This window comes from Streptomyces sp. NPDC001502 (assembly GCF_042894785.1).
Lineage (GTDB): Bacteria > Actinomycetota > Actinomycetes > Streptomycetales > Streptomycetaceae > Streptomyces > Streptomyces kutzneri.
In genome coordinates, this window is the sequence record NZ_JBIAVW010000009.1 from 143,165 (window position 1) to 156,991 (window position 13,827).

A 13,827-nucleotide genomic window follows, 5' to 3' on the forward strand; every position below is an offset into this window, starting at 1 on the left:
CCTGTTACCCGTCCATAGCGCGTGTCGTTGGCACCATGGCGGGGTGACCCAAGTGACCGAACGCGGGACCCCGTTGTCAGCGGCCCCGCGAGCCGGCGTGCGGCGCCGTTCACCGGCCGCCGCCGCATGCGTCGTGGGCGGCGCCGTGGCGGCCGGACTCGGGCTCGGCTTCCTCGCCGTGCTCGTCATCGTGCTGTGGATCAGCTCCCCCTATCCCGACAGCGGCCCCGGCGGGGCCCTGCACCTGGCCGCCGGGCTGTGGCTGCTCGCCCACGGGACCGAGCTGGTGCGCTACGACACCCTGTCCGGCGTCCCCGCACCCGTGGGAATGACGCCCCTGCTCCTCGTCGTGCTGCCCGTGCTGCTCATGCGGCGGGCCGCACGGCTGGGGAGCGCCGCCGAGGAGGACGACGAGGAGGTGCTGCCCGCCGGAGCCGTGTTCTCGGCCGTGCTCTGCGGATATCTCGCCGTCGGGGCCCTCGTCACGGTGTACGCCGCCGGCGGCCCCATGTCGGCCGACCCCATCAGCGCGGCCTGGCACATCCCACTGGTGGCCGTACTCGCCGCCGCCGCCGGGGTGTGGGGGGCCCGGGGGCGTCCGCTCGGGCCGCTGCCGTCCTGGCTGCCCGGGGGCGTGCGGAAGGCTGTCGTGCGCCCCCGTTACGCGCTGGCGCTCCGGGCGGGCGCGGGCGGTGCCCTGGTGCTCCTGGGCGGCGGCGCGCTCGTCGTCGGCGCCTCGCTCGCATGGCACGGCGCCGAGGTCCAGGCCTCCTTCCTGTCGCTGACCGGGGTCTGGTCGGGCCGCTTCGCCGTGCTGCTGCTCGCGCTCACCCTGATCCCCAACGCCATGGTCTGGGGAGCGGCTTACGCGCTCGGGCCCGGCTTCGCCCTGGGCGCCGACGCCACGGCCACCCCGCTCGGCTTCCCGGGCGCGCCGGGACTGCCCCGCTTCCCGCTGCTGGCGGCGCTCCCGGCCGAGGGGCCGGGGACCCCGCTGACCTGGGCGGTCGCCGGGGTTCCGGTGGTCGCCGGGCTCGCGGTGGGCTGGTTCGCGGTACGCCGGGCACGCGAGGTCTCGTACGGGGAGACCGCGCTCACGGCGGCCCTCGGCGCGGTGGTGTGCGGTCTGGCGATGACCGGGCTCGCGGCGGCCTCGGCGGGGCCGCTGGGCTCGCGGCGGCTGTCGGAATTCGGGCCGGTGTGGTGGACCACCGGGGTGGCGGCCTTCGCCTGGACGGCGGTACTGGCCGTGCCGCTGGCGGTGGCGGTGCACGCGTGGCGGACCCGCCCGGCCATCGGGCCGTCCGCCCTGGATGCCGATGACGCGGTGGCCGTGGACGACAGGTGGCACGACAGCGGGGTGCGGGAGATGCGGTGGGCGGCGATGCGGAAGGCTGCGGGGGCGCTGATTCCGGATATCTCACCGGTGCCGCCCGTGCCGCCCGTGCCGCCGGCGGTGGTGCGGCGGCGGGCCGTGACCGTGGTGTCCGGGCTGGATCTGGATCCGGGCCTGCTGGCGAAGCCGGCCGAGCCGGCCGAGGCGGTGTCAGCACCGTTGGCTCCGCCGGTGGTTGGGGCGCGGGTGCTGGCCCGGCGGAAGCCGCCACCGGAGTAGGCCGTTCGGGTGGGGCGGGTGCGGCGCCGCTGCTGGGGCTCCGCCCCAGACCCCGCGCCTCAAACGCCGGCGGGGCTGAGAAGGTGCGGCGCCGTTGCCGGGGTTCCGCCCCGGGCCCCGCGCCTGAAATGCCGGTGAGGCTGAGAGGGTGCGGCGCCGCTGCCGGGGTTCCGCCCCGGGCCCCGCGCCTCAAACGCCGGCGGGGCTGAGAAGGTGCGGCGCCGTTGCCGGGGTTCAGCCCCGGGCCCCGTGCCTGAAGCGCCGGCGAGGGTGAGAAGGTGCGGCGCCTCTGCTGGGGTTCCGCCCCGGGCCCCGCGCCTGAAATGGCGGCGGGGCTGGAACGGCCCCTGGTCGGAGGTCTACTGGCGGACCTTCAGGACGTCGCCCACCAGGTTGTCCGGGAGGAGGGTGTTGCACTGGAGTTCCGCCGACTTGGTGAGGGCGTCGTCGCGGCAGACGTAGAAGTCCTTGTAGGCGAGCTGCAGGGCGTACGAGCTGAACGCCAGCAGGATCGCCAGTGAGGCCGTGACCAGGCCGCTCACCGCCGCGGTGCGCTGGGGGCGGGCCGCGGGGCCCAGGGCGTCCAGGCCGGCCGGTGCCGCCGGGGCGCCCTCGGCGGTCGCCGGTGCGGGCTTGCCGCGCAGCGCGCTGATTCCCCAGTAGAGGGCGAGTGCCCCGAGCAGCAGCCCCATGGACGGGATCCCGAAGATGCCGAAGAAGAAGCCCCACATGCCGGCCAGCAGCGCGTAGCGGGCGCGGCGCTGGATCGGGTCCGTCGGGTCCCAGCGCGCCGGTCCCCGCCGGCCGTCCGAGTCCTTCGGGCCGTCGCCGTTCCCGCCACCACCGCTGCGCGGCTGCCACGGCTGGTCGGGCCGGCCTTCCGGCGGAGCCGCGAAGGGGTTGTCGTCGGTGGGGGAGTCGGGCTGACGGCGGTCCGGCATCGGGTGTGTTTCTTCCCCTGTGTCATGGACGTCGCGGGGACGTCGTGGCGAGGTGAGGCCAGTTTGCGGCTTGTACGCCAGACGCTACCGCCCGGCCGTCCCCCCGTCCCTCGGGGGCTGTCCGGTGTACCGGTATCGTTGCAGGCGGTCGGTGGCTTCGTATGGTTCCCCATATATCGGTACCCCGAAGTTTCGTATGACCACACAAGACGAACACCGCAATCCCGCGAGAAAGGGCCTCCCATGGCCGCCTCCCGCCTGGTCGTGCTGGTCTCCGGTTCCGGCACCAACCTCCAGGCCCTGCTCGATGCCATCGACGCCCACCCCGGCGGATCCGAGGGCTTCGGCGCCGAAGTCGTCGCCGTGGGAGCCGACCGCGAGAACATCGCCGGCCTGGAGCGGGCCGAGAAGGCGGGGATCCCGACCTTCGTCTGCCCGGTCAAGGGCTACGGCAGCCGCGCGGAGTGGGATGTCGCCCTCACCGAGGCGACCGACGCGTACGCGCCGGACCTCGTCGTGTCCGCCGGATTCATGAAGATCGTGGGCAAGGTGTTCATCGACCGCTTCGGCGGCCGGTTCATCAACACCCACCCCGCCCTCCTCCCCGCCTTCCCGGGTGCGCACGGCGTACGGGACGCCCTCGCCTACGGCGCGAAGGTCACCGGCTGCACGGTCCACTTCGTGGACAGCGGCGTGGACACCGGTCCGATCATCGCCCAGGGTGTGGTCGAGGTCCGGGACGAGGAAGACGAAGCCGCTCTCCATGAGCGCATCAAGGAAGTCGAGCGCCAGCTGCTCGTCGATGTCGTGGGGCGTCTGGCCCGGCACGGCTACCGCATTGAGGGACGAAAGGTAACAATCCAGTGACCGCCGTAGAGAGCAACGACCCGACCACGACCCAGCGGCCGATCAGGCGTGCGCTCGTCAGCGTCTACGACAAGACGGGACTGGAAGAGCTGGCCCGCGGGCTGCACGCGGCGGGCGTCGCGCTCGTCTCCACCGGCTCCACCGCCTCGAAGATCGCCGCCGCCGGGGTGCCCGTCACCAAGGTGGAGGAGCTGACCGGCTTCCCCGAGTGCCTGGACGGCCGGGTCAAGACCCTGCACCCGCGCGTGCACGCCGGCATCCTCGCCGACCTGCGCCTGGAGGACCACCGCAACCAGCTCGCCGAGCTGGGCGTCGAGCCCTTCGACCTGGTGATCGTCAACCTCTACCCCTTCCTGGCGACCGTCCAGTCGGGCGCCACCCCCGACGAGTGCGTGGAGCAGATCGACATCGGCGGCCCGTCGATGGTCCGCGCCGCCGCCAAGAACCACCCCTCGGTCGCGGTCGTCACCAGCCCGGCCCGCTACGCCGACGTCATCGCGGCGGCCCAGGGCGGCGGCTTCGACCTCACCGCCCGCAAGCGGCTCGCGGCGGAGGCCTTCCAGCACACCGCCGCCTACGACGTGGCCGTGGCCTCCTGGTTCACGAACGCGTACGCCCCGGAAGCCCCCGAGGACGACGCCGCGGCGCTGCCCGAGTTCCTGGCCGGCGCCTGGGAGCGCAAGTCGACCCTGCGCTACGGCGAGAACCCGCATCAGGCCGCCGCCCTCTACACGGACGGGCAGCCTGGCGGACTCGCCAATGCCGAGCAGCTGCACGGCAAGGAGATGTCCTTCAACAACTACGTGGACACCGAGGCCGCGCGCCGTGCCGCCTACGACCACGACGAGCCCTGCGTCGCGATCATCAAGCACGCCAACCCGTGCGGCATCGCGGTCGACACGGATGTCGCCGCGGCCCACCGCAAGGCGCACGCCTGCGACCCGCTGTCGGCCTTCGGCGGCGTCATCGCCGTCAACCGCCCGGTGACCGTCGAGCTCGCCGAGCAGGTCGCGGAGATCTTCACCGAGGTCATCGCCGCCCCCGCCTACGAGGACGGCGCGGTCGAGATCCTGGCCAAGAAGAAGAACATCCGCGTCCTGAAGGTGGACGGCACCCCGCACCAGCCGGGTGACCTCAAGCCCATCTCCGGCGGTGCGCTGCTCCAGCAGAGCGACCTCTTCCAGGCCGAGGGCGACGACCCGGCGAACTGGACCCTGGCCACCGGCGAGGCCCTGTCCCCGGCGGAGCTCGCCGAGCTGGCCTTCGCGTGGAAGGCCTGCCGGGCCGTCAAGTCCAACGCGATCCTGCTCGCCAAGGACGGCGCCTCGGTCGGCGTCGGCATGGGCCAGGTCAACCGTGTCGACTCGGCGAAGCTCGCCGTCGAGCGGGCGGGCGCCGAGCGCGCGCAGGGCTCGTACGCCGCGTCCGACGCCTTCTTCCCGTTCCCGGACGGGCTGGAGATCCTGACGGCCGCGGGCATCAAGGCCGTGGTCCAGCCGGGCGGTTCGGTCCGTGACGAGCAGGTCGTCGAGGCCGCGCAGAAGGCCGGTGTGACCATGTACTTCACCGGCACCCGGCACTTCTTCCACTGAGTCCGGCCCACGGCCCCGACCTACGGCGAAGGCCGCGCCCCGCACTGCGGGGCGCGGCCTTCGCCGGTTCTGCGGACGGGCGGGGTCAGTAGCTCGGGCGCTTGAAGTAGTCGCCGGCCTTCGCGAGGCCGATGACGATCGTGAGGCCGAGGGCGAGGGAGACCAGGGCGGGCAGCACCGCGACGGCGGTGGGGCTGGTCGAGTGCTCGCTGGCACTCACCGCCACCAGGTTGACGAGCACGCTGAGGCCGGCGAAGAAGGTCTGGATCGAGCCGTAGACGATGCCGGAGACGCGCACCCCGTTTCGGCCCTTGCCCATCTTGGCCGCCGTCAGGAACGGCCACAGGGCCAGGCCGATCAGGACGAGACCGCCGACGACGAAGCCGATGCCGACGGCGGCGCCCGCCTCTTCCGCCGAGGAGCTGGAGGAGCCCGAGAGGGCCGAGGCGAAGACGGCGCCGCCGATGATCACCAACAGGCCGAGCAGCGCCTGCAGGCTGCCCAGGATGAAGAGGATGACGCGGGCGGCCTTGGCGCCGCCCGGCATCTCCATGTGGGCCCCGGGGTATCCGCCCGGACCGCCGGGGTAGCCGCCGGGCCCGCCCGGGTAGCCCTGCGGGGCCTGCTGCGGGTAGGCGTAGCCGCCCTGCGGCGGGATGCCCTGGGGTGCCTGCTGGGGGTAGCCGTAGCCGGGCTGGCCCTGCGGGGCCTGGGGCGGCTGCTGTCCGTACGGATTGTGCGGTTCGCCGAAGCTCATGTTGGGGTGTTCCTCCGTGGAAGTGCGGGGACGCACGGCATGAGCGCGGAGGAATCCTGCACGGTGCGGTCCCGCCCCCCGGCACTGCCCGCGGCACATCAGTCGTTTCATCGTGGTCCGACGGGCCCTGGCTTGTCCAGTTGGTTGGCGAACGGCCGGTGACTTGTTGTGCAAGTGCAATGAACCCTGAGCCCCTGCGAGTGCCTTGACTGGAACCGGGGCCACCTCATCCGGGAGGATGGGGGCATGACTGCCCAGATTCTCGATGGCAAGGCCACCGCCGCCGCGATCAAGTCCGAACTGACCGCCCGCGTGGCGGCCCTGAAGGCCCGGGGCATCACCCCCGGCCTCGGCACCCTCCTGGTCGGTGACGATCCGGGCAGCCGCTGGTACGTGAACGGCAAGCACAAGGACTGTGCCGAGGTCGGCATCGCCTCCATCCAGCGCGAACTGCCCGGAACGGCCTCCCAGGAAGACATCGAGGCGGTCGTCCGGGAGCTCAACGCCAACCCGGAGTGCACCGGCTACATCGTCCAACTCCCGCTCCCCAAGGGCATCGACACCAACCGGGTCCTGGAGCTGATGGATCCGCTGAAGGACGCCGACGGCCTGCACCCCATGTCGCTCGGCCGGCTGGTGCTGAACGAGCCGGGACCGCTGCCCTGCACCCCGTACGGGATCGTCGAGCTGCTGCGCCACCACGGCGTCGGCATCAACGGCGCGCACGTCGTCGTCCTCGGCCGCGGGATCACCGTCGGGCGCTCCATCGGCCTGCTGCTGACCCGCAAGTCCGAGAACGCCACCGTGACGCTCTGCCACACCGGTACGCGCGACCTCTCCGCGCAGCTGCGCCAGGGGGACATCATCGTCGCGGCGGCCGGTGTCCCGCACCTGGTCAAGCCGGAGGACGTGAAGCCGGGCGCGGCCGTGCTCGACGTGGGCGTCAGCCGCGACGGGGAAGGGAAGATCGTCGGCGATGTGCACCCCGGCGTGGCCGAGGTGGCCGCCTGGATCTCGCCGAACCCGGGCGGGGTCGGCCCGATGACCCGCGCCCAGCTGCTCGTCAATGTCGTCGAGGCGGCGGAACGGACCACCAGTGCAGGCTGAACCGGACGCGGAGAACGCGGCGGGCGGCGGCGCGGCCCGGGCGAACGGCACCCCTGTGGCTCCGGTCGTGCCCGCGAAGCCCGTCGTGCCCGGCGCGCAGGCCGGTCCCGCCGCGGCCGCGGCCCCGGCCCCGGCCCCGACCCCGGCCCCGGCCGAGCCGGTGGCCAAGTCCCGCAGGTTCCCCTCGATCACCCGGGACACGGCCCGCCCCGAGGGCAGCGGCCGTGCCGTTCCCGGGGCCGTGTCCACGCCGGCCCGTCAGTGGCCGATGCTCAGCGTGCTCACCGCGACCGCGGTCGGGCTGCTGGCCACGGCCTTCGGGCATCCGCGCGTCGGCTGCCTGGCCATCGGCGTGGCCCTGATCGCGGCCTCGGTGATGCGGCGCGTGCTGCCCTCGGTGGGGATGCTCGCGGTGCGCTCCCGCTTCACGGACATGATCACGTACGGGCTGCTGGGTGTGTCGATCACGCTGCTCGCGCTGGTGATGGCGGCGCCCAAGCCGTGGCTGGTGATCCCGTTCATGGAGAGTGCGGTCCGCTTCACCGTGCGGTGAGCGGCGCGGGCGGCGCGGGCGGTGCTGGTGGCGCGGCCGGTGCGGGTGGCATGAGCGACATGAGCGACGTGAGTGCGGCCAGGGTGGCCGCGACGGCCGGCTGGGTCTCCGTGCCCGCCCGGACCAGGACGTCCAGCGTTCGCCCCGGGCCCGGCAGCTCCCGTACGGCGACGCCGGGCGGCGGGGCGTCGCACAGCAGCTTCGGCAGGATCGACACGGCCTGCCCGGTGGCGACGAGCCAGAGCCCGGACCGCAGGTCCGCGCACTCGTGCGCGATGCGCGGGGTGAATCCGGCGCTGCGGCAGGCGTGCAGCAGCATCTCGCGGCAGCTGCTCGGGGCGGGGGCCGAGACCCAGGCGCCCTCCCGCAGCGCGGCGAGCCCGTCCCGCTCGTAGGCGGGGAGCAGGGCCCGCGGCAGCGCCAGGCACAGCGGGTCGTCGAAGAGCGGCACCGCGGTGGTCCCGGCCGCGGGCGGGGCTCCGAGCAGCGGGTAGGCGTAGGTCACCGCCAGGTCCAGGCGGCGCTGCCGCAGCCGCGGCACGGCCTCCTCGGGGTCGGCCTGCACGATGCGCGGGCGCAGCCCGGGGTGGCGTACGGCGAGCTCGGCGACGAGCGGGGCGGCCACCGTGGCCAGGGCGCTGGGGGCACAGCCGATGGCCAGCTCCCCGATCGGCTCGGCGTCGAGGGCGCGTACGGCCCCCTCGGCCCGCTCCAGGGCCGCGAGCACCGGTTCGCACGCCGCCGCCAGTGCCACCCCGGCCGGGGTGAGGCGCAGCCCGCGCCCGTCCCTTTCGACCAGGGCGGCCCCGGCCTCGGCCTCCAGGGCGCGCAGCTGCTGGGAGACGGCGGAGGGGGTCACTCCGTGCAGGTCGGCGACGGCGGTCACCCGGGTGTGCTCCGCCAGGTCCCGCAGGATGACCATGCGCTTCACATCAAGCATGAGTTCATCTTAACGATGGCTGTAGCTGAGGTAGCTGGACTTAACAGTCGTGTCCCGGTGATGCTCGTGCCATGAACGCGAAGACGAAGAAGGTCGTACTGATCGGCGCGCACGGAACGCTCGGCCGGGCGGTCCACGAGGCCCTGCGCGAGCGCGGCCACCAGGTCGTCACCGCCTCCCGCACGGGCGCCGACGTCCACGTCGACATCACCGACCCGGAGTCCATCCGCGCCATGTACGCCCAGGTGGCCCAGCAGGTGGGGGAGATCGACGCGGTGGCGAGCGCCGCCGGCAGCGTGCCCTGGCGCCCGCTCGGCGAGCTGACCACGGACGACATCCGCGGTGGCCTCGAAGGCAAGGCCGTCAGCCAGATCGAGCTGGTCCGCCAGGGCGCCCGGCACCTGCCCGCGCACGCCTCGTACACGCTGGTCACCGGCATCCTGGCCCGCGAGCCCCTGCTCACCGGATCGGTGGCCGCCCTGGTCAACGGGGCCGTAGAGGCGTTCGTGCGTGCCGCCGCCGTCGAACTTCCCGGCCGTCAGCGGATCAACGCCGTCAGTCCCACCGTCTTCGAGGAATCCCTCGACGCGTACGGGGACACCTTCGCGGGATTCGACGCCGTGCCCGTGGCCCGCGCGGCGAACGCCTACGTCAAGTCGATCGAGGGGCACCGGACGGGCCAGATCTTCCTGGTCGAATAGCGGTCCGGGGACCGGTCGGACCTTCGAACACCGGGGTCCGTGTGCCGTGCACCACAGGGACCCGGGGATTAGCCCGGTCCCGGGTCGGATAGCCTGACCGCGGATGTCTCTTCACGTCAAGATTTACTGGGGAGCGGCGTCCTCCAGCACATGGGGCAGGGACGCCCCACCGCCAGCTGTCTAACGGAGAAGGCCATGACCCGCACTCCCGTGAATGTCACCGTCACCGGCGCCGCCGGCCAGATCGGCTACGCGCTGCTCTTCCGCATCGCTTCCGGTCACCTGCTCGGCGCGGACGTGCCGGTCAAGCTCCGTCTTCTGGAGATCCCCCAGGGCATGAAGGCCGCTGAGGGCACCGCCATGGAGCTCGACGACTGCGCCTTCCCGCTGCTCGCCGGCATCGACATCTTCGACGACCCGAACCAGGGCTTCGACGGTGCGAACGTCGCGCTGCTCGTGGGCGCCCGCCCGCGTACCAAGGGCATGGAGCGCGGCGACCTGCTCGCCGCCAACGGCGGCATCTTCAAGCCGCAGGGCCAGGCCATCAACGCGCACGCCGCGGACGACATCAAGGTCCTGGTCGTGGGCAACCCGGCCAACACCAACGCGCTCATCGCGCAGGCCGCCGCCCCGGACGTACCGGCCGAGCGCTTCACCGCGATGACCCGCCTGGACCACAACCGCGCGATCTCGCAGCTGGCCGCCAAGACCGGCAGCGCCGTCTCCGACATCAAGCGCCTGACCATCTGGGGCAACCACTCGGCGACCCAGTACCCGGACATCTTCCACGCGGAGATCGCCGGCAAGAACGCCGCCGAGGTCGTCAACGACGAGCTGTGGCTGGCCGACACCTTCATCCCGACCGTCGCCAAGCGCGGCGCCGCGATCATCGAGGCCCGTGGCGCGTCCTCGGCCGCCTCGGCCGCCAACGCCGCCATCGACCACGTGCACACGTGGGTCAACGGCACCGCCGAGGGGAACTGGACCTCGATGGGCATCCCGTCGGACGGCTCCTACGGCGTCCCGGCCGGTCTGATCTCCTCCTTCCCCGTCACCTGCACGGACGGCACGTACGAGATCGTCCAGGGCCTGGACATCAACGAGTTCTCCCGCACCCGCATCGACGCCTCCGTCCAGGAGCTGGCCGAGGAGCGCGACGCGGTTCGTGAGCTCGGCCTGATCTGATCCGGTCTCCCGACCCGATCCGCTCGTCCGAAAGGCCCCGGCGCACTGCGCCGGGGCCTTTTGGCGTGATCGCGCCTGTCGCGTTCCTGATGATCGCCTTATCGTTTCCCTCCGCACACCGAAAGGGGGATTCGGTGACAAGCACCGCGGACGACAGAACGCCTGTACACCCTTCGCTCAGCGAGGCCGGCCGGCTGCTGTGCGCCGGCAGCTATCTCGACGCCGCGTACCGCGACCGGGTGATCCAGGAGCTCTATGTCCACGAGGAGCGCTTCGTAGCGCCCTCCTACGGCTTCGACGCCGCCCGCGTCCTCGCCCACGCACTCCAGGCCCGCCGCGCCGAAGCGGCCTGGGCCTCCGCCGTCCTGGCGGTGTGGGGCCTCGGGCTGCTGCTGGCCCAGCCGCTCCTGCTCTTCCTGCTCGTCCCGGCCGCCTTCCTGAGCGGCGCCGGGCGGATCGCGCGCCGCCGGGCGGCGACGGCACGCGGCAGCCGTTTCCTCGAACTCCTGCTGCGCGGCTGCGGCTACGTGCTGCTCATCGGCGTCGGCCTCGGCGTAGTGCAGGGCGCATTCGAGGGCGAGACGAACGTCGGAGGGGCCGACGACTCGCTCGTGGTCTACGAGCAGATCCTGCGCGAGATCGAGCGGGAGCCCTTCGCCGTCATCTTCGCGCTGCCCAAAGTCGGCTACGTGATCGCAGGCCGATACGCATGGACCGCCCTGATCGTCTTCGCCCTGCTCATCCTGGTCGTCGGCCTCCAGCGGGGCCACTTCGCCCGCGTCATCAGCACCTCGCTCAGCCGGACGCGGTACGCCGACCCGAACGCCGACCCCGCCTCCGGCAGCCGTTTCGCCAGGATCCGCGACCGGATCCGGCGGACCCAGCACAGCCGCCTGGTCATCTACAACGTCGACGATCCGTTCTGCGGCGCCGGCGCGGCCTACCGCCCCTGGCACCTGTCGGTCGAGCTGCGCCCCCGCACGGACGGGGTCCCGCCCGAACCGCTGGACAACGAGCGGATCGTGGCCCGGATCCGGCCGCGGCTGGAGGCCCTGCGCGTCCCGTCGCCGCACGGCTCGCCGGAGGCCGAGCAGGCCGTACTGGACCGGCTGCGGGAACTGGTCATCGACGAGTGCGTGTTCCTCCCGGCCTCCGGGCTGCCCGCGGCGCACGAGCCGGACCTCTCGGACCGGGCCTTCGCCGCGCACCGGGCCGGCGCCGTGGAGGAAGGCGGGGAGCGCCGCCGGCACTTCCTGCGGGTACGGGTCGGGGGCTGGGACGAGAACCTCGTCATCACCGTCTTCGTACGCGTCCACACCCAGGGCGGGATGCTGATGCTGGAGGTGGCGCCGCACGTGCTGCTGCCCGTGCGGCCCCAGTTCCAGGAGGCCGACGACGTGGCCCGGCGCCACCTGCGGAACAACCCCTTCGCCAAGACGGTCTGGGCGCTGAGGCACGCCCCGCGCTCGCTCTCCAAGGCGCTCACCACCCTGTCGGGCGGCAGCCGCGGCCCGTGGCAGATCGCCACGGAGGGCCACGGCGGCGCGCTCCCGGCCGGCCCGGCCGTGTCCGTACGCGAGCTGGCGGCGCAGGAGGACGCCTCGCTGTTCCAGCTGATGGACCTGGACCGGTACCTGAAGACCATCCAGGACCGGATCGTCGGCGGCGTGACCCTGGCCCTGCACGAAGCGGGCTGGCACACGGAGGAGTTCGCGCAGCGCGCGGTCACCGTGGCCGAGGGCGGGGTGTACATCCAGTCGGTGAGCCACAGCGCGTTCAGCGTGGGTGGCAGCGGACACCACAATCAGACGAGCCACCACACGAGCAGGGGAGACCGGCAGTGACGCACGACGGGGGAAGCGGGGAGGTGCGGATCAACCGCATCGAAGGCAGCACCTTCAGCATCGGCGGTACCGACATCACCAACACCACCGTCCACCACGGCGGTACGGGGGCGGCCGCCCCGGGCGCGGCCGAACTGCTGGAGGCCGTACGGGAGCTGCGCATCGCCCTCGTCCACCTGCCCCGCAGCGCCGACCGGTCGGCCCTCGACGCCGAACTGGACGAGGCCGCCGGCGAGCTGGAGGAGGCCGGGGAGATCCGGCCCGGCCTGCCCGCCCGGCTGCGGGATGCGCTCCGGCGCTGGGCCCCGGTGGTGGACTCGGTGAACGCGGCCGCCGCCCTCGGCGGGCTGCTCGCCTCGCTGGGGAGCTGACCGGTGGCCACGGGCGGCGGTGCCCACTGGAACCCGCAGTCGCAGCGCTGGGAGTGGGCGGATCAGCCGCCGCCCCCGCCCTCCTACCCGCCCCCGGCCCCGCCCTCGTACCCGCCCCGCCCGCAAGGGGGCGGGGCGGGCGGCCAGGGCGGCCAGGGCGGCCAGGGCGGTCCGGGCCGGGAGCGGTCGTGGAAGATCCCGCTGCTGGTGGCCCTCGGGGCCGTGGCGGTGGGCGGCTGCGCCGTGGCGGGATGGTTCGTCCTGGGCGACGGGGGGCCGAAAACTCCCGCCGCGGCCCCGTCGGCTTCGGGTACCCCGGCCCCGCCGTCCGGTACGGGTCCGAACGCGGCCCCGAGCGCAGCCGCCCCCTCGCCGTCCTCCGCGTCGCCCTCGGTCCCGCCGCCGTACACGGTGGTCCGCGACGACGGCGGCTTCTCGGTCGCCGTGCCCACGGGCTGGGAGCGCAGCCGCGACGAGGACGGCAGCGGCTCCTTCTACCGGCGGCCCGGGGACCGCAGCGCGCTGGTCCAGATCTTCCGCGTCACCGAGGCGGACAGTGTCGGAGCGTGCGAGCTGCTGCGGATCTCCTCGCAGGCCCTCGGTGGCCGTCCCGGCTACCAGGAGGTCTCCATCGATCCGGCGCCCGGCGGGTCCTGCGAGCTGGTGTACGAGTACGACAACCAGGAATCGCACGGACGCCGCCGTGCGATCGAGCGCATCACCGTCGCCCCGGACGGCAGGCGGTGGGCGCTGCTGGCGGCCGGCCCGGCCGCCGACGGCACGGCGGTGCGCGCGAACCTGACGGCGGCCGTGGAGTCGTTCAGGCCGGAATGACCGCTCCTACTTGTACATGCCCGGGGTGTAGTGGCCCGGCACCAGACGGGTGGTGACGCCGATGCGGTTCCAGACGTTGATCGTCGCGATGACGGCGATCAGCTGGGCGAGCTCGCGCTCCTCGAACTGCTTGGCCGCCTTCTCGTAGACCTCGTCGGGCACGAAGCCGTCCGTCAGGACGGTGACGGCCTCGGTGAGCTCGATCGCGGCGAGCTCCTTCTCGGTGTAGAAGTGCCGCGACTCCTCCCAGGCGCCCAGCTGGACGATGCGCTCGACGCTCTCACCGGCGGCGATCGCGTCCTTGGTGTGCATGTCGAGGCAGAAGGCGCAGTGGTTGATCTGGGAGGCGCGGATCTTGACGAGCTCGACCAGGGAGGGGTCCAGGCCCTTCTTGGAGGCGATCTCCAGGGCGAGGACGGCCTTGTAGACCTCGGGGGCGAGCTTCGCCATCTGCAGGCGCGGGGTGTGCTCGGGGGCGTGTTCGTGTGTGGTCGTCATGTGATCCACCCTAGGAGTCAGG

14 protein-coding genes are annotated in these 13,827 nt (G+C 73.0%); 10 read left to right on the forward strand and 4 right to left on the reverse strand.

All coding sequences use genetic code 11. The features are described from left to right. The first annotated feature begins 43 nt into the window (after nucleotides 1–43). A complete protein-coding gene (locus tag ACFY0D_RS17860) occupies nucleotides 44–1,615 on the forward strand; it encodes a DUF6350 family protein (protein ID WP_390799172.1) in 1,572 nt (523 codons plus the stop codon). 359 nt (nucleotides 1,616–1,974) lie between these two features. On the opposite strand, the gene ACFY0D_RS17865 is transcribed toward ACFY0D_RS17860, so the two are convergent. Beyond that, nucleotides 1,975–2,556 (reverse strand): hypothetical protein, encoded by a 582-nt coding sequence (locus ACFY0D_RS17865; RefSeq protein WP_390799173.1) that lies wholly within the window; start codon nucleotides 2,554–2,556, stop codon nucleotides 1,975–1,977. Nucleotides 2,557–2,799: 243 nt separating this feature from the next. Between ACFY0D_RS17865 and purN the strand changes: the two genes are divergently transcribed. Together purN and purH are read left to right on the forward strand one after the other, a co-directional pair. Further along, nucleotides 2,800–3,423: a phosphoribosylglycinamide formyltransferase gene (gene purN, locus ACFY0D_RS17870; protein WP_109783989.1), complete on the forward strand. Its 624-nt coding sequence runs from the start codon at nucleotides 2,800–2,802 to the stop codon at nucleotides 3,421–3,423. Further along, complete coding sequence (gene purH / locus ACFY0D_RS17875; RefSeq protein ID WP_390799174.1) at nucleotides 3,420–5,015, forward strand: bifunctional phosphoribosylaminoimidazolecarboxamide formyltransferase/IMP cyclohydrolase; 1,596 nt, start codon at nucleotides 3,420–3,422, stop codon at nucleotides 5,013–5,015. The genes purN and purH overlap by 4 nt, the downstream gene beginning before the upstream one ends. An 85-nt stretch (nucleotides 5,016–5,100) precedes the next feature. On the opposite strand, the gene ACFY0D_RS17880 is transcribed toward purH, so the two are convergent. After that, complete coding sequence (locus tag ACFY0D_RS17880) at nucleotides 5,101–5,772, reverse strand: hypothetical protein (RefSeq protein WP_390799175.1); 672 nt, start codon at nucleotides 5,770–5,772, stop codon at nucleotides 5,101–5,103. A 246-nt stretch (nucleotides 5,773–6,018) separates the two neighbouring features. Here ACFY0D_RS17880 and ACFY0D_RS17885 point away from each other — a divergent pair, with 246 nt between their 5' ends. Both ACFY0D_RS17885 and ACFY0D_RS17890 read left to right on the forward strand, forming a co-directional pair. Then, nucleotides 6,019–6,879 (forward strand): bifunctional methylenetetrahydrofolate dehydrogenase/methenyltetrahydrofolate cyclohydrolase, encoded by an 861-nt coding sequence (locus ACFY0D_RS17885; RefSeq protein WP_390799176.1) that lies wholly within the window; start codon nucleotides 6,019–6,021, stop codon nucleotides 6,877–6,879. After that, complete coding sequence (locus tag ACFY0D_RS17890; protein ID WP_390799177.1) at nucleotides 6,869–7,432, forward strand: DUF3017 domain-containing protein; 564 nt, start codon at nucleotides 6,869–6,871, stop codon at nucleotides 7,430–7,432. The genes ACFY0D_RS17885 and ACFY0D_RS17890 overlap by 11 nt, the downstream gene beginning before the upstream one ends. On the opposite strand, the gene ACFY0D_RS17895 is transcribed toward ACFY0D_RS17890, so the two are convergent. Then, a complete protein-coding gene (locus ACFY0D_RS17895) occupies nucleotides 7,419–8,372 on the reverse strand; it encodes a LysR family transcriptional regulator (RefSeq protein WP_390799178.1) in 954 nt (317 codons plus the stop codon). The two genes, ACFY0D_RS17890 and ACFY0D_RS17895, sit on opposite strands and share 14 nt — an antisense overlap. Nucleotides 8,373–8,443: 71 nt before the next feature. Between ACFY0D_RS17895 and ACFY0D_RS17900 the strand changes: the two genes are divergently transcribed. The 5 genes from ACFY0D_RS17900 (at nucleotide 8,444) to ACFY0D_RS17920 (ending at nucleotide 13,307) form a co-directional block, all read left to right on the forward strand. Next, a complete protein-coding gene (locus ACFY0D_RS17900) occupies nucleotides 8,444–9,073 on the forward strand; it encodes a short chain dehydrogenase (protein ID WP_390799179.1) in 630 nt (209 codons plus the stop codon). Between the two features lie 195 nt (nucleotides 9,074–9,268). Next, entirely contained in the window at nucleotides 9,269–10,258 is a 990-nt protein-coding gene (locus tag ACFY0D_RS17905; RefSeq protein WP_390799180.1) for a malate dehydrogenase, read from the forward strand. Nucleotides 10,259–10,392: 134 nt separating this feature from the next. Further along, nucleotides 10,393–12,102 (forward strand): hypothetical protein, encoded by a 1,710-nt coding sequence (locus ACFY0D_RS17910; RefSeq protein WP_390799181.1) that lies wholly within the window; start codon nucleotides 10,393–10,395, stop codon nucleotides 12,100–12,102. Then, on the forward strand, nucleotides 12,099–12,473 hold the full coding sequence (locus tag ACFY0D_RS17915; protein WP_390799182.1) for a hypothetical protein: 375 nt from the start codon (nucleotides 12,099–12,101) through the stop codon (nucleotides 12,471–12,473). The genes ACFY0D_RS17910 and ACFY0D_RS17915 overlap by 4 nt, the downstream gene beginning before the upstream one ends. 3 nt (nucleotides 12,474–12,476) lie before the next feature. Beyond that, nucleotides 12,477–13,307 carry a hypothetical protein gene (locus ACFY0D_RS17920; protein WP_390799183.1) on the forward strand — a complete coding sequence of 277 codons (831 nt, stop codon included), beginning with the start codon at nucleotides 12,477–12,479 and terminating at the stop codon, nucleotides 13,305–13,307. 6 nt (nucleotides 13,308–13,313) lie between these two features. Here the strand turns inward: ACFY0D_RS17920 and ACFY0D_RS17925 are convergent, their stop codons facing one another. Continuing rightward, nucleotides 13,314–13,805, reverse strand: a complete 492-nt coding sequence (locus ACFY0D_RS17925; protein ID WP_390799184.1) for a carboxymuconolactone decarboxylase family protein — start codon at nucleotides 13,803–13,805, stop codon at nucleotides 13,314–13,316. Nucleotides 13,806–13,827: the final 22 nt, after the last annotated feature.